This window comes from Mesorhizobium sp. WSM4848 (genome assembly GCF_055811375.1).
The window spans coordinates 39,066-56,705 of record NZ_JBVVPX010000013.1 but is presented as its reverse complement, the minus strand read 5'-3'; the positions used below and the strand labels follow the sequence as shown (position 1 = coordinate 56,705).

Here is a 17,640-nt window from a genome sequence, read left to right as displayed (position 1 = left end):
CAGATCACAGAAGCGCCCTGGTTGCTGGATCGAACAGACAGGCGCGCGACATGTCGATGCCGAGCGTTATCGTCTCGCCCATGACGGGAGCGTCATCCGGCTCGAAACGTCCGGTGATCTCCAGGTCGCCTAGCCTGAGGACTGCAAGCGTCTCGGCACCGGTCGGCTCGACCAGTTCGACCGGCGCCTGCAAGGGCTGCACAGCAGGTTTGCGCGACTTCAGGTCCGCCGTGAAACGGTAGATGTGTTCGGGCCGAACACCGAGCACCACGTCCTTTGGCGCACCGGCTGGCAAAGGCGCGGCAAGGGCAAGAGTAGCGTCGCTGCCGTCAGCGGCGCGCACCGAGATGCTGGTTGAGCCCGTAAGCCGGGCGGGGATGAAATTCATCGCCGGCGATCCCATGAAACCGGCCACGAACATGTTGGTCGGCCGGTCATAGATCCGCTTCGGCGTGTCGAACTGCTGCACCGAGCCCTGGTTCATCACCGCAATGCGGGACGCGAGCGTCATCGCCTCAACCTGATCGTGGGTGACGTACACCGTCGTCTTGCCGACGCGATGGTGCAGCTTCTTGATTTCGGTGCGCATGTCGACGCGCAGCTTGGCGTCGAGATTGGACAGCGGCTCATCGAACAAAAACAGTTTTGGGTCGCGTACCAGGGCGCGTCCCATCGCAACGCGCTGCCGCTGGCCACCCGACAATTGCCCAGGCTTGCGGTTGAGCAGCTGCTCGATCTGCAGGAGTGCGGCAACCCGCTTTACGGCCTCCGCCTGCTCCGCTTTGGGCACGCCCCGGCTTTCCATGCCGAAGGTGATGTTCTGGCGCACCGTCATGGTCGGATAGAGGGCGTAGGACTGGAACACCATCGCTATGTCGCGGTCCTTGGGCTGCACGGAGTTCACCAGCCGGTCGCCGATCCAGATCTCGCCCGAGGTGACGGTCTCCAGGCCGGCGATCATGGCGAGCAAGGTTGACTTGCCGCATCCCGACGGGCCGACCAGGGCGACGAACTCGCCGGTTCGCGCCTCGAGATTGATGCCGGCCAGAATCTCGAGCCCGCCATAGCTCTTGTGAAGGTCGCGGATCATCAGCGCGGACATGGGCGATGCCTCATTTGATGGCGCCTCATTTGATGGCGCCTTGGGTCAGGCCGCGCACGAAGTATTTTCCACCGAACAGGTAGATCAGCAGCGGCGGCAGCGCGCCGATCAGCACGGCTGCGCTCATCACATCGTAAGCACGGGCAGTCGTGCCGCCGGCAGTAAGCGCGACCAATGCCGCCGTAATCGGCTGCTGCTGGCCGGAGGTGAAGACGACGCCGAACAGATACTCGTTCCAGATGCCGGTGAATTGCCAGATGACGGTGACGATCAAAATCGGCGGCGACAGCGGCAGGATGATCTTGCGGAAAATCCGCCAGAAGCCGGCGCCGTCGATGCGTGCCGCCTTGATAAGGTCGTCCGGTATGCTGACGTAAAAATTGCGGCAGAACAGAGTGGTGAACGAGATGCCCTGGACGACGTGTATCAAGACCAGCCCGTATGTCGAATTGGTCAGGCCGAGCTTGCCGAGCAGGAACGCCCACGGCATCAGCGAGATCTGGCCGGGCATGAAGACGCCGAGCAGCATCAAATTGAACAGAATTTCCGAGCCCTTGAAACGCCATTTCGACAGCACATAGCCGTTCATGGCACCGAGGAGCGTGGAAATGAGCGTTGCGGGGATCGTCATCCAGAGCGAGTTGAAGAAATTGCGCTTCATGCCTTCGCAGGTGCCGCTGACGCAATAGGTGCCCCAAGCCTGCGCCCAGGCGTCGAGGCGGAAGCTGCGCGGCAGCGAGATGAGGCCGTTGCGGGCGATGTCGGACTGCTCCCGCAACGAGTTGAAGACGACGACCAGCAGCGGCGCAAGGTACATGACAGCGAAAAGCGTCAGCACCGCATAGACAAGGAAGCGGTTCCAGAAATATCGCCGCGTGGCCGCGGCCGCTTCGGGATCATGCCGGGCGTTGGCGGCGATTTCAGCCATTGCGGCCCTCCGCCCGCCTGCGCCAAACGATCCACAAGGAATAGGGCACCAGCACAACCGCGAGGGCGGCGAGCATCATCATCGCCGCGGCGGCACCCTCGCCGATCTGCCCGCGCTGGAACATCAGGTCGTAGACATAGATCGCCGGGAAGGTAGTCGACACACCTGGCCCACCCCGCGTCAACGCCGCCACCAGATCGAAGGTCTTGATGGCGAACTGGATCTGGATGACCGCCACCGCCAGAAAAATCGGGGCGATCGTCGGCAGGATGACCTTCCGATAGGTTCGCGAAACCGACGCACCGTCGATCTGCGCTGCTTTGATGAGATCCGGATCGACCGATCGCAGGCCAGCCAGGAAAAGCGCCATCGCGAAGCCGGACGACTGCCAGATACCGGTTATGATCACCGCGTAGATTGCGGTGTTGCGGTTGGCCGTCAGGGCGAAGCTGAAGTCGGTCCAGCCGAGCCCCCGCACGAAGGCCTGGATGCCGTCGACGGGATTATAGAGCCAGCTCCACACCGTGCCGGTGACGATGAAGGAGACTGCCAGCGGATAGAGGAAGATCGTGCGCCAGACCGCTTCGCCGCGAACGCGCTGGTCGATCAGGATCGCCAGAAGCAGTCCGATTGCCATCGAGCCGACGATATAGAAGCCGCTGAACAGAAAGAGGTTGGTGTAGGCGATGTTCCAGCGCCGATTCGCCCAGAGCGAAGCATAATTGTCCAGGCCGACGAAGCCATAGGTCGGCATCAGCGACGAACTGGAGAGCGAGAGATACAGCGTCCAGAGCGTGAAGACGAAGACGTAGACGAAACTCGCCGCAAGCGAGGGCGCCAGCACCAGAATTGGCACCATCGTGCCCAAGCGCTGCCGCCACGGGGTTGCGGGAGCCGCAACCGATACAGTCAGGTCATGCGTGGACATCGGCTGCTCCGGCGAAGTCAGGCCGGGCGCGCCGCGCCGAGCCAATCATCGGCAGCGTCTTCACATCTGCGCTTCGGCCGCATCGGCCATCGCGCTGGCTGCGTCCTGCGCGGTCATGTCCGGCGTCGCCACGAATTCGGTGACGGTATCCATGATCGCGCCGCGCACCTTCTGCGGGATCGTCATGTTATGCGCCATCGAACGGACAAGCGTGCCGCCATCGATCGACGCCTGCAGATCCTTCTGCGAGAGCTGCTGGCAGGGATTGAAGCCGTTCGAAAGATCGACGTCGAGACGGGCCGGGATCGAGCCCTTGGTCTGATTGAAAATCGTCTGGAACTCGGGCGACAGGATGGTGCTGGCGAGCAGTTTCTGCCCGTCGACGTAGTCCGGATCCTTCTGCTGGAAGAACACGACCGAGTCGGAATTCAGGATGAAGCCCGGCTTGCCCCAGTCAGTCGGCGCCTGGGCGCAGACATAGTCGGTGCCCTGCTTGAAGCCGCCGGCGGTGAGCAGGCCGAGCGTCCAGTCGCCCATGATGTGGAAGGCGGCCTCGCCGCGGCCGACCAGATGCGACATGCTATCCCAGTCGCGCCCGTTCATGCCGGGGTCCATATATTTCGTCGTCATGGTGCGGAACTGTTCGAAGGCCTTGACCATGCCGTCGCTGCGCATCGCCTCGACGTCCCCCTCGACGAAGGCGTTCTTGAAGAGATCGAGATCCATTCCGTAGACCACGACCTCGAAGACCGTCGAATCGGTCCAGTCGGCGGTCGAGTGCGAGATGCAGATCTTGCCCGATGCCACGATCTTGTCGCAGGCGGCGTTGAAGTCCGCCCAGGTCTTCGGCACCTCGGCGACGCCTGCCTCCTGCATGACCTTCGGCGATGCCCACAGCCAGTTGATGCGATGGATATTCATCGGCGCCGCCACCCAACTGCCGGTCGGCTTCATCACCGGCAGCAATTCGGGAGCGACGACCTTCTCCCAATTTTCCGCTGTCGCCAGTTCGTCGAGATTGGCTGTCATGCCGGTCTCGTTCCACTCGGCGATCTCGGGCCCCTTGAGCTGCACCGCTGGGGGTGCGTTGCCGGCGATGACGTCGGCGCGCAGTTTCGCCAGCGTGTTGGCCGTATGGCCCGCGATTGAGGTCTGCTGCCAGGTGCCACCCTTGGCGGTGAACATCTCGCCGAGCTTGGCAATGGCCTGGGCGTCCGATCCGGTCGCCCATTGATGCAACAGGTTGGTCTTGGGCTCTGCGAGCGCAGCTCCCGCAGCAAGGGTGTACGCCGTAGCGGCCGCAACGGCCGTCCTCAGATATTCCATCGTTTCACTCCCATAAGTGATGTACGGTTCGTAGCGACCGCTTGTGACGCAATTCGAGTTCGTCGCAGAGGGAGATGCAGCATCTCCGTTCTTTCCAAGATGACATATTTGAGCTATCAGTCAACGTCCTTTGTGCTCACCATGAACAAACCTTCGCTTAGAAATTGGCTGATCGACAAGCCCTCCGCATCACCGGAGAGCCTGATCGTGCGCTGCCTGCGTGAGCGCGGCGTGCTTTCTGCGTCGCAAATCGCGCACGTCACTGGTTTGGCGCGGTCGACAGTTTCAACCGCGCTCAATGGCTTGAGAAAGTCCGGAATGGTGATCGAATCCTCGGCCCACCATGACGGGGCCAGGGGCATTGGCAGGCCTGCCGCGACCTTGACGCTCAATCCCGCTGCGGGCACCTGCGTTGGAATCCACCTAGGCCTCGATGAGATGCGGTGCCTCGTCGCCGACGTCTCGCATTCTGTCATTGCCGAACAAACTATCGCCATGGGCCTGGACTACCAGCCACAACAGGCGGCCGAGCTCGCCAAGTCGGCAATTGCCGAATGCTATGAAGAGAACGGCCTGCCGATGGCCGGGCTCCTGGGGGTTGGGGTTTCCGTCTCGGGCCCTGTCAGCCGCGAAGGCGTGGTGCAGCGTGCGAGTATTGTTCCGACCTGGGCTCGGGTCAACATCCGCGATGTGTTCGGGCCGGTTCTCGAACAGCCGATTTTCGCCGACAACGAGAGCAACTGCTCGGCCATTGCCGAGCTGATGTGGGGCGCGGCCGTCGGCCAAGACGATTTCGTCCTGTTCAAGATCGATCTCGGCGTCGGCGGGGCCATAGTCCAGCATGGCCGGCTGGTGACGGGCATCGCCGGCGGCGCCGGCGAATTCGGACATATCAGCATCGATCCAGGCGGCGATCTTTGCCGGTGCGGCAATCGCGGTTGCCTAGAGCTTTATGCGAGTTTTGCTCGGCCGCTCGAGCAGATTTCGCGCATCGTGCGGCGGCCGGTCACGATGGACGAGGTGATCATGATGGCTGAACAGGGCGACGTCGGGGCGCTGCGGATGATCGAGGACACCGCGGAGTTCGCCGGCCGTGGCCTTGGTCTGATCGGCTCGGTGATCAATCCGCCGCTCATCATCATCGGTGGCCGCATGGCTTTGGCAGGCGACATTCTCCTGGCACCGCTGATCGCATCATATGAACGCCACACGCTCATCAAGTCCCGCGATCTCGCGCCCGCCCTGCGCACGCGGATAATCGTCGGCAAGCACACGGAGAACGATGCATTGCTCGGCGCAGTCGGCCTGGTGCTGCGCCACAACAGCCGGCTGCAATGATTTGATTTTGCGGCGAGTGCTCGCGAGGAACAGGATGACGGGCGCGATGTCTTCCTCCGGCGTTCCGAAGCGGCCGAGCGTTGCTCGGCGGGGGCACGTCCCCGACGTGGGCCAAGCCGGACAGTAGCAGGTGATAGAACATCCCGGCGTAGGCGATATCGGTGAGGTGAACGCGGAAGCGTGACAAGACGGCCGCCGCGCCCAGTGGAAGCTGGAAATCATGTGGCTGCTCAATCAGCGAGTCTATCGGTTCGGTGAGCTGCATGCCCTCAGATCATGTCATTGAGCCGCTGCCGGGGCAGAACGTGACGCGTGAAAAACCTCTCACTGGAATTGTTGAGCGCACTACGCTATATGACCATCTACATGGTCAGGAGCGTGACATGAGTGTGATCAACCTGGCAGATGCCAAAGCCCATCTGAGCGAGCTAGTAGATCGGGTCGAGGCAGGAGATACGATCGACATCACCCGGCGGGGTAAACCGGTCGCACGGCTCACCGCCGTGGCGAGACCGCGGCGGCGGATCGACGCGGCCCTCCTGCAATCCTTGACCGCGACCATGCCGCCTCAGGCCGAGAGTTCTGCCGATCTGGTACGGTCGATGCGGGATGGCGACCGCTATTGATGCACTATCTCGACACGTCGCTGGTCGTTGCCGCCCTTTCAAATGAAGCGATGACGTCGGGCGTTCAGAGCTGGCTGGCGGAGCAGGACCCCGCGCAGTTGCTGATCAGCGACTGGACCATCACCGAGATGTCGTCGGCCATGGCGATCAAGCTGCGAACCGGGCAGATCAACGCGGAGCAGCGCGCAGCAGCGCTCGCGATGTTCCACAAGCTGGTCTCCGAGAGCTTCACCGTGCTGCCGGTCACCGGTGGGCATTTCCGCACGGCGGCAAGGTTTGTCGACCAGCATAGTCTCGGGCTTCGCGCTGGCGACGCGCTGCATCTCGCCACGGCATCGGAGCACGGCGCCACGGTGCATACGCTCGACCAAAAGCTCGCCGAGGCTGGACCGTTGCTCGGCGTGGCGACGCAACTGCTGGCATGATCCGAACCCCTTTGCATGTGCGGATTGTGGCTATTTGTGCAAGGCAGCAGCTATCTTGCGTTGGTGAAGCCATTTCACCGCGCCGTCGTTCCTGCGATGCTAATGTGGCGTCCGGCCACTAGCGTGGCCGAGCAGGGACCCGGCCACGATCGGGTCGAACGAAAGACGCGCCGACACCATCAAGGGGCCGTCACCGCCATGGTTGACCGTGCGGTCGGGGAAGCCCGTGGCTTCCGAGAAGCCGCGCAGGTCCGCAAACAGGTCCGCGCGATCGACGACGGGACTGTCAGGCCGATCAACCGTCGCGATGCATCACGAAATTAGCTGGTGACTTTTCGCCCATCGCGTGATCGCATCTCGGGATGTAGGCGCTGGTCCAAAGAAGTGCTCCTGTTTCGAAATATTCGAAACATAGACGCCCTTCTTGAAGAACAGGAACATCTGCATCAGGTCATAGCCAAGCTCGGAAAACAGCTTGACCGGGCGCGCCAGCAAGCGGAAAACCAGCCACGGCACAGCCCGGACCTTAAGGCGTTTCTTTATAACCTCGGAGACGAGATCGGCGATCTCTTGCTGGCTCTTGGCCCCATCGCGCCAGCCGACATCGATCGTTTGGTTGTTGATTTCACTACCAGGAAATGTCGCGGCTTTTGCTAGATATGAGGCCAGATCATCTGTCAAAACATAGGACCATTTTGTAGTCTTATCGCCCATCGCAAGGAACCGGCCAGCTTTCACACCCTTCGCAATATAGTCTGAGCTTTGATCGAGAAATGTAGGGGCGCGGACAAATACAGATGGCACCCCGGAGGCCTTGATCAGATCCTCGGCCACTTTCTTGGCGTGGAAATGCGGCACTGCTGACGCCGCCTCGCAACTGACGATGCTGAGAAAGACAAATCGGCCAACATTGGCACTTGCTGCGGCCTCTATAAGATTCTTGTTACCCTGAAAATCCGTGTCGAGGCTTCCCTTCATGTAGCTGTTGGCCGAGCTGACGACGACGTCCACGCCCTGCAAAGCACGATCCAATGACGCTGGATCCATCATGTCGCCGCGCACCCATTCGACGTCGGCGCCCTCATTTGAGGGCGCGTCCTTACGCGACATCGCGACGACGGCCACATTCGCATCATGCGCCAGGTTGCGGAGAATCTTGGCTCCGAGGAACCCTGTGGCGCCGACGAGCAGGACCTTTTTTGTCCCCGTCGCGCTTGAACTTGCGGTCTCGGCAGGTGCCTTCTCCGAGACGGTCGAGGAATGCGGTGATTGAAACAATCTAATCTCCTGTCATGAACTGGTATCGGTTCGGGCGCTCAGGGCGGTTTAATCGATATAGCCTCGCGCAGTGCCACCGAAGTAGGTGGGTCTCCATTCGTTGGAGTCCCTTGTGCACCATTCCAGTATTAAGATAAATCCCGCATAATAGAAATCATCTTTCCATTAATGGAGCAATCCGTTGAACCATTTGAACGACATGGCGCTGTTCGTGGAGGTGGCCAGAGTCAGGAGCTTTCGGAAGGCGGCAGAGGCTCTCGGCATGCCAAACTCCACTCTGTCGCGGCGTATCGGCGAGTTGGAGAAGGCGATCGGCCTGAGACTGCTGCATCGCACGACGCGCAAAGTCGAGCTCACCGAGGCCGGCCAGCTCTATTACGAGCGAAGCAAGCGAATCGTTGACGAGGCACGGCTGGCGCACGAGCAGCTCGGCGCGATGGTTGAGCAGCCGAGCGGCGTCCTGCGGGTTTCGCTCCCGGTCGACTTCGCCACGCTTTACCTTACGCCGATCATCGGCGACTTCGCGCGGCACTATCCCGGTATCACGTTCGAATTCGACCTGACCCCACGCCGCGTCGACCTGGTCGCCGAGCCGTTCGATGTGGCGATCCGCATCGGCAAACTGGAAGATTCCGGTCTGATCGCGCGCCTTCGCGCCACCTCTATGCATCTCCTGGCTATATCGAAGCGTCAGGCGAGCCCGCGACACCGGCGGAGCTGGCGGAGCATGAATGCATCTGCATGCCGCGGGCCCCGACCTGGACTTTGCACCAGGGGGTGAACAAGGTCGAAGTCGGCGTTCGCGGCCGCTTCACGCTCAACAGCGTCGGGATGATGCGCGCCCTGGCGGTCGACCAACAGGGCATCGCCCTGCTTGCCGAGAAGATCGTCGCAGAAGACGTGGCTTCTGGCCGGCTCCGGCGCATCCTGCCCGAATGGCAGGGATCGTCGGTCAGCATTCACGCCGTCACCGAAACTCGCCTTATTCCAGCCAAGACCCAGCGCTTCGTCGAATTTTTGTCCTCCAGGCTAATGGAGGCTTGAACATGCTATCGCCGCGGTTTCCCCGCTACTCCCCACTCGATTGTTTTAAGGCCAGTTATATCATTGATCTCGCTGGGTTTTTTCTCGTTTACAGCGCCGAGTACCGACCTATGGGGCCGTCAAAATCGTACGGTCTTGTCTAAGATTTATGCCCCTCATGGCGCTCTGCGACCAACGCGCCAGGCCACTGCGCGATTGAAGCGATCATGCGTTCAACCACGGCTCGTCATGCAATCTTCCCCCGCAAGCTGTCGGCGAGTGCAGAAAGCGTATCGGCAAGTTGTCTCGCGGCTTCGGGTGGCGGCAGCGGCATTTTGAGGCTTTGCGCGCCGGTGGCGGGATCGCGCTCAATCCATGGATGCGCCGGTGCGCTGGGATCGTTGGCGGACGCCAGCGCGGCGACAAACTGGGCGCCGACCTGCAGCAAGGCGCGCCAGGGATCGGCACCCGTATCGCTCGCTCCGGCTCCATCAGTTCGCGCAATCGCCGTCTCGCCCGCTCCAGCGTCTACATCCGCATTTACATCTTCCGCGGAACCGGCCGCATCTGCAGCGGCGATGTTCCTCACTTCCTCGGCCGGTGTTACGGCCTCGCCCTCACCCATGCTCCCGGTGACATTTTCCACGTCCTTCATGAAGCGATTGAGACGCGAACCGCCGAGCGAAATCTCGCCGCTGGCGCCATCGAGAATTCCCGCCGACAAGGAGCGTTTGAACGCCAGCACCGAAAGCATGCCTTCCTCGATGGTGCCCTTGGCGACGAAATTGATGACCCGCACCGGCCGTCTCTGACCCATGCGATGAATGCGCGCGATGCGCTGTTCGAGGATCGCCGGGTTCCACGGCAAGTCCATGTTCACCAGGGTCGAAGCATGCTGCAGATTGAGCCCCGTGCTGCCGGCATCGGTGGATAGAAACACGCGGCAGGCGGGGTCGTCGCGAAACCGCTCGACCAATGCTGGCCGCTTCTCCGAAGGCACGCCGCCATGGAAGCTGACATAGCCCAGCCCACGCGCTTCGAGGCGGCGGATGACGATGTCGTGGGTCCGCGTCCATTGCGAAAACACCACCGCCTTGGCGTCGGGTTCGGCGAACAAATCCTCAAACAGCGCCGCCAGTTCGTCGGCCTTGACGCCATGGTCGGTTTCCTGGTCCAGCAGATAGCTGCTGTTGCAAGACATGCGCATGTTCTGTAGCGCACAGGTCAGCCGGCGCTGATCCTTGTCCGACAGAAACCTGGTCTTGCGCCAGCGCTGGACGATTTTCGCCACCACATCAGCGTTTTCCTGATGATGGAGCATTTGCATCTCGGTCATCGGCACCAGCAGATTCTGGTCGGTCCGGCTGGGCAGTTGCCGCAGCACCTCGGATTTGCGCCGGCGGATCATGACCGGCGCCAGCGTCTGGCTGACCTTCTCCAGCCCGGTATAGCCGGTAACACGCCCGGCATCGTCCTTGACCTGATGTTCGTGCAGCAGCTTCCAGGTCGGTCCCAGCCGGTGCTGATCGACAAACTGGACGATGGACACCAGTTCCTCCAGCTTGTTTTCCAACGGCGTCCCGGTAAGCACGATCGCATAGGAGCTATCGATGCGTTTCAAGGCGCGCGCGGCAATCGTGTTCCAGTTCTTGACCCTTTGCGCTTCGTCGACGATGACCAGCTCGGGCCCCCGCGCGGCGATCAGGTCGAGATCGGGCTTGAGCTTCTCATAATTTGTGATCTTGCAGAAATCGTCAAAGGTGTAGTCCATCTGCCTCTGCGCCCGACCGCCGTTGATCACGCGTGCCGCATTTTCACCTTCCCGCCCCGAGAAACGCATAATCTCGCTTTGCCACTGGTATTTGAGCGAGGTCGGGCAGACCACCAGCACTTTCGAGACGCCAAAGTGCCGCGCCAGTATTTCAGCTGCGGCAATTGCCTGTATGGTCTTGCCCAATCCCATATCGTCGGCGATCAATGCCCGGCCGGTTCGCACCGCAAACAGCGCGCCTTCGGCCTGATAGGGATAGAGCGGTACCTTCAGAAGTTCCAGCAGCTTGGGATCGGCGGCACCGCGCTGGAACAATTGTTCGAGCTTTGCGGCGCGCCGGTCCGCATCGCGCCTTCCCGCGATAAAATCGAGCGCATCGTCATAGGCCCGCAACTCATGGCCGCGCGTCGACACCACGGTCATAAAGCGCTCCAACTCGCCAAACCGCTCGTCCGACAGCATCCCTTCGTGTTCGGCATCGAACAACCCGTCGGCGGCTTCGGCGACCGCTGGCGGGCAGTCAGTTCCGGCGCGAAAATACACGCAGCGCTTGCCGTCGTTGCGTAGATACAGCTCAGAAAAAGCCGGCTGGTAACCGCGCGCAAACGCTGTCCTGGCGCCGCGCTTTTTCTTCAATCGGGCAAGCGTGAATTCGAGGTGCTTGCAGGTTCCCAATTCGCTGGTGGCATAATCGGGGCATGAACAGAAATTGCCACCCGGCCCCAGACCTCGGATCGCTACGCGGTAGCTGGACTTCGAAACAGCATTGCTGACCCGAAATTCGGAGAAAAACGGTTCGCTGGTGAGATTCTCAAGTCCGAAGTCCTGCTCGCGTCCGAACTGGCGGCGCAAGCCGCGTTGCCAGTCGACCGGCGAAAGGTCGGCAGGCGCGTGGGTGCGCGAGAGCTTAGGCTCCCGGTTCGGCTTGATGGCGGAATTCAGGCTTTGGCGCTTGGGTTTCATCGAAGCATAATCCGTTCAGAAAACTTTCTCACCAGATGTTAATCGTGAATGCGGGCGACTCCCCTACTCCCAGTCAATTATTCACAGCTTTCGTAACATGCTGACTTTTCAGGGCAAATTTTTCTGCGCGCAGCCAAGAACGGTCTCAGCGATGCGTCAGAAATTCGCGCTCTTGATTTCAAAGACGAGTTTCGGCGATCCGCGACTTGCTCGGTTTCAACCACTATCGACATCGATCGATCGATTTTCGACCTTCTCTAGACGCGCCTTCAACGATCAGCATCGTCGGAAAAAGACCGTCGCGGCCAGTCGTTGGATAAGACTCTGCTGGTTCGGTTGCCCGGTCGTGGCCTAGCCATCCACAACCGCGAACGCATCAACCTCGATGAGGTAACCAGGAGAAAGGGCGGTGACCCCTACGAGGACGTCGGCAGGCTTGTGATCGCCGAACAGCACCACTCGAGCTTCTTCGATGATCGCCAGATGGCGATCGCGCTCGTAATCAACAACGTAGATCGTAATCTTTGCCACTTGTTCGGGAAAGGCACCGGCGGCTGCAAGGGCTCGACCAAGATTGGCGAACACCTGGCGTGCTTGCGCCGCTAGATCACCGGGGCCGACAAGCTTCCCGTCGATGTCTTCCGGTTCCTGACCAGCGACGAATATGAGCTTGGTCCCGCTTGCGACAACGACTTGGGTATAGGTCGTTGGGGTCGGTAAATCGCGCGGATTGATACACTCTAGCGTCATCTTCTTCGCTACCCCTTTGATTGCTTTTTCGTTCCGCTGTTCGGGTCCATCGGGACGTCTCCTTTGCATATCGCAGAGCCGTTCGAGCGGGTCGTCAGTCAGGAAATGACCGATAGCATTTTTTAGTGGGGGAGCGTCACCTGCACCGATTAAGCGTTTCAGTGCCCTGCGTTCTGGCCCTTAGGTATGTGTCTCGTGCCGAATGCCGTTGTTGAACGGTAAGTAAGGGGGCTGTTTGTGGAGGCGTTCAGTATTAGGCGCTGGGGCCATCTGGTCCCGTCATTGCGTGCCATTGCTCGATGTGCGGGCCCGTTTGAGCGCCAAGCGACACACACCATGGCCAGCAACTGTAAGACTGTGATACATTGCACAAGTTACGTTGCCGCCGGCAGACTGTCGTTTCGGCGAAGCCGGACAAGCGCAGTGCTCAGTATCGTAAGTCTCAACCCGATGAACAAGTAGCCGCGGATTATGGAACTTGTCGTCGCCCTTGGCCTGATCGCCTTCAAGGTCGCGTTGCTGATTGCGATCCTGCTGCTGCTGCCTTTGCCGCTGACCTGGGTGGAACGCAAGATCGCCGGGCACATCCAGCAGCGGATGGGGCCGATGCGCGTGGGGTGGCACGGGCTGCTGCAGCCGGTGGCGGACGGCATCAAGCTCTTGACCAAAGAGGATCACATCCCGGCCGAAGCCGACCGCTTCCTGTTCAAACTGGCGCCGATCCTGGCGCTCGCCCCGCCCTTCGTGGTGTTCGTCGCGATCCCCTTCGGCGAAAGCGTCTCGGTCCTCGGCGCCGAGATCACGCTCTACGTCTCCAACATGAACGTGGCGCTCCTTTTCGTCTTCGCGGTGATCGGGATCGAGGTCTATGGCGTCATCTTCGGCGGCTGGGCCGCGAACAGCAAATACGCGGTCCTGGGCAGCCTCAGGACTTGCGCGCAGATGATCAGCTACGAGATCCCCATGGGGTTCGCGGTCATCGGCGTGGTCATGCTGGCGCAATCCATGAGCCTGCTCGAGATCGTACGGGCGCAGGCCGATGTCTGGAACATCGTCTACCAACCGGTCGGGTTTTTCGTATTCTTCGTCGCCGGGCTGGCCGAAGCGCAGCGCATACCTTTTGACTTAGCGGAGGCGGAAGGCGATCTGGGGGCCGGGTTCCATACCGAATACAGCGGCATCCGCTTTGCGTTCTTCATGGTCAGCGAATACGCCGTCATGCTGCTGGTGTCGGTCCTGTCGGTCATCCTGTTCTTCGGCGGCTGGAACGGCGTGCTGATCCCGTTGCCGCCGCTCCTCTGGTTCGCGCTCAAGGTCGCGTTCTTCCTCTATGTGTTTATGTGGTTCCGCTTCACCTTCCCGCGCTATCGATACGACCAACTGATGGCGATCGGTTGGAAAGTCTTGCTTCCACTGTCACTGGGGAACATAATTATAACTGGTGTTGCTTTCCTTTAGGGATAGCAGTGGCTCGTAGCGAGGCGCTATGTCGCGCGCACTGGACAGAAGTGGAGCATGGATCGGCTGGGCGTTCTTCGCCGATCTGGCGGGCGCCTTGGCGCTGACCTTCGGCTACATGTTCTCCAGATCCGTGACCATGCAGTATCCTGACAAGGAAAAATGGTTGCCCTATTCGCGTTACCGCGGGCATCACTTCTTGACGCGCGACGAAGAGGGCGAGATCAAGTGCGTGGCCTGCGAGCTCTGCGCGCGGATTTGTCCCTGCGACTGTATCGAAGTCATTCCCTACGAGGACGAGAAGGGCAACCGGCATCCAGCAAAATTCGAGATCGACATGGCCCGCTGCCTGTTCTGCGGGCTGTGCGAGGACGCCTGCCCGGCCGACGCGATCGCGCTTGGCCAAGAGTACGAATTCTCGAGTTTTTCCTCGCGTGACCTGGTGGTCGGACGTGACGATCTGCTCGGCAAACCGGGCAAGGCGACGACCGGCGGCGGTGTGGTCGCGGCGCGCCTGAACACCGAACAGGACGTGCTAGTCGAGACGAGTGAGCCGCAGGGATACAACTGGTGGCGGAATATCCGCCGAACGTGAACGTGCGGTAGCCGTCAAGCCGGAGCACAGGAGGCTCAGATGCTTGTCTGCCAAATCTTGAAGACCAAATCTCCCGAGCTCATCTCGGTCACACCAGATCAGACGGTCGTAGAAGTCCTGCGGTTGTTTCGGGACAACAACATCGGATTCGTGGTCGTCAGCCGTTCGCCCGGGGAATGCCTGGGCACGCTGTCGGAGCGGGACTGCTGCTATGCGGTGGCTGAATACGGAATCGAGGCGCCCACAATGCGGGTCGCCGACATCATGAACCGCAGTGTGGTGACCTGTTCGACACAGGATTTGCTGCCCTTTGTGATGTCGCTCATGACCGACCGACGCACGCGCCATGTGTTGGTCATGGACGGCGACGCTTCTGTCGGCGTGGTGAGCATCGGCGACGTGGTCAAGCACCGGCTCGACGAATTGCTCCGTACCGAGCAAGCGTTGAGCGATTACATTGCCGGGACCCCTTATCACTGAGGATACAAACCCGGGGGAGCCGATTAGGGTGAACTGCCCGGAAACTCGGCAACGCCTCGGCCGCGACTTTCAGGGCGCGCCTCGACTCCGGTGGCGAAGGCAGCGTGCGCCTTTTGAACCTCCACCGGACAAGGGTATTCGCCCCGCCGCATAAGGCTGTTGAGACGCAGGTCTCTATAGTTTTCCGGCACGAACACGAGGCCCGGGGGAAAATGCCTATTGACCTTGAGCTGCGCCCTCAGTTCGCCCTGGGTGGATCGTACGATCACCTGATCGCGATCCGAAAGGCCAAGCTGCGCGGCGTCCCACGCGCTCGTCTCAACATATGGGTCATCCGCCACCGTATTCAGGATCTCCGAGCGTTCGGAAAGATATCCATTGTGGAACAGGCAGTTGCCGGTGACCAACATGAGCCGGTCGGCCGCATTCGGGTTAGGCGGAGAGGCGAAGAACTCGCCAGCCGGCGGCGTCAGGTCCGCCGTGGTGAATGCTCCGTCGGCTCCAAGCCCGTCCGTCAGCCCTTGGTAGGCCGGAACCAGCCGGGCAATCTCGCGGAAGATTTCGCCTTGCATCGACGGTTGCAATGCCTGGTTGCGGAGCGCTGCGACGAAGTCGAAGATCGCCAGATTGCCCCGCGCCTCGAAGGCGGGTTCGCGGAACTTGCGGACCGCCTGGATCCGGCCCTCGTTGTTGGTGAAGGTGCCGGATTCCTCGCCATAACCCGCCGCAGGCAGGACGACATCGGCCAGACCCACGGTATCGGTGAGGAAGGTGTCCTGCACGATCAGGAGATCGGTGGCATCAAGCGCCCGCTTGACGAATCCCCGGTCGGGATAGGTCATCAGGGGGTCGCTTCCGACGATATAAAGCGCGCCTACCCGCCCCTTGTCACAAAGCGCCAGCATTGCGTCGAGATCCGCGCCCGGCTCAGGCGGAATTTCGGCGCCCCAGGCCCGTATGAGAGCTGTGCGCGCCGTGTGATCGCCGACCGGGCGCAGCCCCGGCAGGGCCGCCGGCAGAACCCCCATGTCCCAGGCGCCCAGCTGGTTGGCTCGGTCGAAGAGGAACTGCATCGCCGGGCCCTTGCCGAGCACGCGGAGAACCCGCAACAGGTTGGTGAGCTGCTGCAGCGTTGCGCGCGCTTCGGAAAGCCTCAGGAGGTCGGCGCTGACAAGCACAGCGACGCTCCCGCCGTCCAGCAGCGCAGCGGCTAGACGGTCCGGCCCGTCGCTGCCGGTGGTCGCTGCTGCCCAGCCGGTTGTCGCGCCGACTCCCGCAAGAACCTCGCTCGTCAGGGCTTGGCCGGCCGCCGCCACGAGACCGGCCACCACTGCTGCAAGGGCCGCAGCCTCAGCGCCCGGAGCAACGCGAACGACCGCTTGGGCATCGGCGTCCAGCCGGGATGGCCGCGCCGAGAGCATGAGCAACCCGGTCTGCCGCCGCCGGGCGCTGTCTCGCAGCAGGTATTCAGTGACCGGGTTCTCGTCGGTCACGTTGCCACCGACGACAAGCACGCAGTCGTGGCCGATCACCTCCTCCAGCGGCGCGCGGCTGTAGAAGCCCGCCACCAACGGGCCGAGCGTCTCGAAGGGCGTAGACCAGCGCGACGAGCAGTCGATGTTGTTGGTCCGGAATACCGTCCGCATCAGCTTCTGGAACTGATAAAGCACCTCGTTGGGCAGGCGCGGCGAGGCCAGCCCGCCCGCAGCCTTGCTCTCGACGGCCGACAGGCCTCGGCGCAGATAGTCCCCGGCTTCGTCCCAGGAAACCGGAACCAGTGCGCCGTCACGACGGATCATCGGCCGCTTGATCCGGTCCCGGCTACCGACGAAGTCGAGGCCGAAGCGCCCCCGCACACAGAGCGTTTCGCGATTGACGCCATGCTCCCACTTCGAGCGGACCCGCATGAACTCGCCCTTGCGCGCGCCGACGGTGAGCTGGCAGCCGGTGCCGCAATGCGGGCAGACCGTGTCGGTCTCGACCAGATCCCAGGGCCGTGCCTTGTAGCGATAGGGGAAGCTCATCAGCGCGCCGACCGGGCAGACCTCGACGCAATTGCCGCACTGGTCGCAACTCGCGAGACTACCCTCGAAGCCGGTGACGGCGGTATCCATGCCTTTCTCGACGGTGCCCAGGGCGACTGCGCCGACGACCTCCTCGCACATCCGGACGCAGCGCTGGCACTGGATGCAGCGGTTGACGTTCATGATGATGACCGGGCTGAGACGGATGTCCTCGGAGTGGAACACACGTTTGGCATCGCGGAATCGGCTTTCCCGGGGCCCGTATGCCATCACCATGTCCTGAAGCTCGCACTCGCCGCCCTTGTCACAGATCGGGCAGTCGAGGGGGTGGTTGGCAAGCAGCATGTCGAGCATGGAAGAGCGCGTTTCGTCGATCAGCGGCGTGTTAGTCCGCACCACCATGCCGTCGGTGACCGCGGTGGCGCAGGAAGGCTGCAGCCGCCGCTGCCCTTCGATCTCCACCAGGCACATGCGGCAGGAGGCCAGCGCCGGCAGCCGCTTCAGATAGCAGAAGGTCGGGATTTCGATGCCCAAACGCTCGGCAGCCTGCAGCACCGTAGAGCCTGCCTCCACTTCCAGCGTTTGTTCATCGATCGTGACGCTAACCATGACTTTCTTGCGGCCT

Annotated in this window: 14 protein-coding genes and 2 pseudogenes; 7 read left to right on the top strand and 9 right to left on the bottom strand. The window is 61.5% G+C overall.

Annotation, left to right across the window (positions count from 1 at the left end):
- Positions 1-4 precede the first annotated feature (4 nt).
- Genes AC0L16_RS14500 through AC0L16_RS14485 form a run of 4 tightly spaced genes read right to left on the bottom strand, consistent with a single transcriptional unit; the run spans position 5 to position 4,284 of the window.
- A complete protein-coding gene (locus AC0L16_RS14500) occupies positions 5-1,102 on the bottom strand; it encodes an ABC transporter ATP-binding protein (protein WP_473621516.1) in 1,098 nt (365 codons plus the stop codon).
- 25 nt (positions 1,103-1,127) lie between these two features.
- Entirely contained in the window at positions 1,128-2,030 is a 903-nt protein-coding gene (locus AC0L16_RS14495; protein ID WP_473621515.1) for a carbohydrate ABC transporter permease, read from the bottom strand.
- On the bottom strand, positions 2,023-2,958 hold the full coding sequence (locus AC0L16_RS14490) for a carbohydrate ABC transporter permease (RefSeq protein WP_473621513.1): 936 nt from the start codon (positions 2,956-2,958) through the stop codon (positions 2,023-2,025). The genes AC0L16_RS14495 and AC0L16_RS14490 overlap by 8 nt, the downstream gene beginning before the upstream one ends.
- A 60-nt stretch (positions 2,959-3,018) precedes the next feature.
- Positions 3,019-4,284 carry an ABC transporter substrate-binding protein gene (locus AC0L16_RS14485; protein WP_473621512.1) on the bottom strand — a complete coding sequence of 422 codons (1,266 nt, stop codon included), beginning with the start codon at positions 4,282-4,284 and terminating at the stop codon, positions 3,019-3,021.
- Positions 4,285-4,425: 141 nt separating this feature from the next.
- Here AC0L16_RS14485 and AC0L16_RS14480 point away from each other — a divergent pair, with 141 nt between their 5' ends.
- The gene (locus AC0L16_RS14480; RefSeq protein ID WP_473621511.1) at positions 4,426-5,622 is read left to right on the top strand and encodes an ROK family transcriptional regulator; all 1,197 of its coding nucleotides are present in this window, start codon (positions 4,426-4,428) and stop codon (positions 5,620-5,622) included.
- A 70-nt stretch (positions 5,623-5,692) separates the two neighbouring features.
- Here AC0L16_RS14480 and AC0L16_RS14475 read toward each other — a convergent pair.
- A pseudogene (locus AC0L16_RS14475) lies at positions 5,693-5,827 on the bottom strand (DoxX family protein); the annotation flags it as partial.
- 178 nt (positions 5,828-6,005) lie between these two features.
- On the opposite strand from AC0L16_RS14475, the gene AC0L16_RS14470 reads away from it, so the two are divergent.
- Both AC0L16_RS14470 and AC0L16_RS14465 read left to right on the top strand, forming a co-directional pair.
- Entirely contained in the window at positions 6,006-6,248 is a 243-nt protein-coding gene (locus tag AC0L16_RS14470) for a type II toxin-antitoxin system Phd/YefM family antitoxin (protein ID WP_473621509.1), read from the top strand.
- Complete coding sequence (locus tag AC0L16_RS14465) at positions 6,248-6,673, top strand: type II toxin-antitoxin system VapC family toxin (RefSeq protein WP_473621508.1); 426 nt, start codon at positions 6,248-6,250, stop codon at positions 6,671-6,673. Before AC0L16_RS14470 ends, AC0L16_RS14465 begins: the two co-directional genes overlap by 1 nt.
- A gap of 312 nt (positions 6,674-6,985) precedes the next feature.
- Here AC0L16_RS14465 and AC0L16_RS14460 read toward each other — a convergent pair whose 3' ends face one another.
- A complete protein-coding gene (locus AC0L16_RS14460; RefSeq protein ID WP_473621506.1) occupies positions 6,986-7,951 on the bottom strand; it encodes an SDR family oxidoreductase in 966 nt (321 codons plus the stop codon).
- A 199-nt stretch (positions 7,952-8,150) separates the two neighbouring features.
- On the opposite strand from AC0L16_RS14460, the pseudogene AC0L16_RS14455 reads away from it, so the two are divergent.
- Positions 8,151-8,995, top strand: a pseudogene (locus AC0L16_RS14455) (LysR family transcriptional regulator).
- Positions 8,996-9,221: 226 nt separating this feature from the next.
- Here the strand turns inward: AC0L16_RS14455 and AC0L16_RS14450 are convergent.
- Positions 9,222-11,708 carry a DEAD/DEAH box helicase gene (locus AC0L16_RS14450; RefSeq protein WP_473621505.1) on the bottom strand — a complete coding sequence of 829 codons (2,487 nt, stop codon included), beginning with the start codon at positions 11,706-11,708 and terminating at the stop codon, positions 9,222-9,224.
- Positions 11,709-12,059: 351 nt separating this feature from the next.
- A complete protein-coding gene (locus AC0L16_RS14445; RefSeq protein ID WP_473621504.1) occupies positions 12,060-12,527 on the bottom strand; it encodes a RidA family protein in 468 nt (155 codons plus the stop codon).
- Positions 12,528-12,929: 402 nt separating this feature from the next.
- Between AC0L16_RS14445 and nuoH the strand changes: the two genes are divergently transcribed.
- Genes nuoH through AC0L16_RS14430 form a run of 3 tightly spaced genes read left to right on the top strand, consistent with a single transcriptional unit; the run spans position 12,930 to position 14,991 of the window.
- The gene (gene nuoH / locus AC0L16_RS14440) at positions 12,930-13,916 is read left to right on the top strand and encodes an NADH-quinone oxidoreductase subunit NuoH (protein ID WP_473621502.1); all 987 of its coding nucleotides are present in this window, start codon (positions 12,930-12,932) and stop codon (positions 13,914-13,916) included.
- 28 nt (positions 13,917-13,944) lie between these two features.
- Positions 13,945-14,511 (top strand): NADH-quinone oxidoreductase subunit I, encoded by a 567-nt coding sequence (locus tag AC0L16_RS14435; RefSeq protein ID WP_292396800.1) that lies wholly within the window; start codon positions 13,945-13,947, stop codon positions 14,509-14,511.
- A 39-nt stretch (positions 14,512-14,550) separates the two neighbouring features.
- A complete protein-coding gene (locus AC0L16_RS14430) occupies positions 14,551-14,991 on the top strand; it encodes a CBS domain-containing protein (RefSeq protein WP_127316750.1) in 441 nt (146 codons plus the stop codon).
- A gap of 23 nt (positions 14,992-15,014) precedes the next feature.
- Here the strand turns inward: AC0L16_RS14430 and nuoG are convergent, their stop codons facing one another.
- On the bottom strand, positions 15,015-17,624 hold the full coding sequence (gene nuoG, locus AC0L16_RS14425) for an NADH-quinone oxidoreductase subunit NuoG (protein ID WP_473621625.1): 2,610 nt from the start codon (positions 17,622-17,624) through the stop codon (positions 15,015-15,017).
- Positions 17,625-17,640 lie beyond the last annotated feature (16 nt).

Excerpts from the sequence above, each read along its gene's own strand:
- AC0L16_RS14450 (WP_473621505.1), bottom strand. The coding sequence starts at position 11,708 with ATGAAACCCAAGCGCCAAAGCCTGAATTCCGCCATCAAGCCGAACCGG.
- AC0L16_RS14435 (WP_292396800.1), top strand. The coding sequence starts at position 13,945 with ATGTCGCGCGCACTGGACAGAAGTGGAGCATGGATCGGCTGGGCGTTC.
- AC0L16_RS14430 (WP_127316750.1), top strand. The coding sequence starts at position 14,551 with ATGCTTGTCTGCCAAATCTTGAAGACCAAATCTCCCGAGCTCATCTCG.
- AC0L16_RS14495 (WP_473621515.1), bottom strand. The coding sequence starts at position 2,030 with ATGGCTGAAATCGCCGCCAACGCCCGGCATGATCCCGAAGCGGCCGCG.
- AC0L16_RS14465 (WP_473621508.1), top strand. The coding sequence starts at position 6,248 with ATGCACTATCTCGACACGTCGCTGGTCGTTGCCGCCCTTTCAAATGAA.
- AC0L16_RS14500 (WP_473621516.1), bottom strand. The coding sequence starts at position 1,102 with ATGTCCGCGCTGATGATCCGCGACCTTCACAAGAGCTATGGCGGGCTC.
- AC0L16_RS14490 (WP_473621513.1), bottom strand. The coding sequence starts at position 2,958 with ATGTCCACGCATGACCTGACTGTATCGGTTGCGGCTCCCGCAACCCCG.
- AC0L16_RS14445 (WP_473621504.1), bottom strand. The coding sequence starts at position 12,527 with ATGCAAAGGAGACGTCCCGATGGACCCGAACAGCGGAACGAAAAAGCA.
- AC0L16_RS14470 (WP_473621509.1), top strand. The coding sequence starts at position 6,006 with ATGAGTGTGATCAACCTGGCAGATGCCAAAGCCCATCTGAGCGAGCTA.
- AC0L16_RS14485 (WP_473621512.1), bottom strand. The coding sequence starts at position 4,284 with ATGGAATATCTGAGGACGGCCGTTGCGGCCGCTACGGCGTACACCCTT.
- AC0L16_RS14480 (WP_473621511.1), top strand. The coding sequence starts at position 4,426 with ATGAACAAACCTTCGCTTAGAAATTGGCTGATCGACAAGCCCTCCGCA.
- nuoH (WP_473621502.1), top strand. The coding sequence starts at position 12,930 with ATGGAACTTGTCGTCGCCCTTGGCCTGATCGCCTTCAAGGTCGCGTTG.
- nuoG (WP_473621625.1), bottom strand. The coding sequence starts at position 17,624 with ATGGTTAGCGTCACGATCGATGAACAAACGCTGGAAGTGGAGGCAGGC.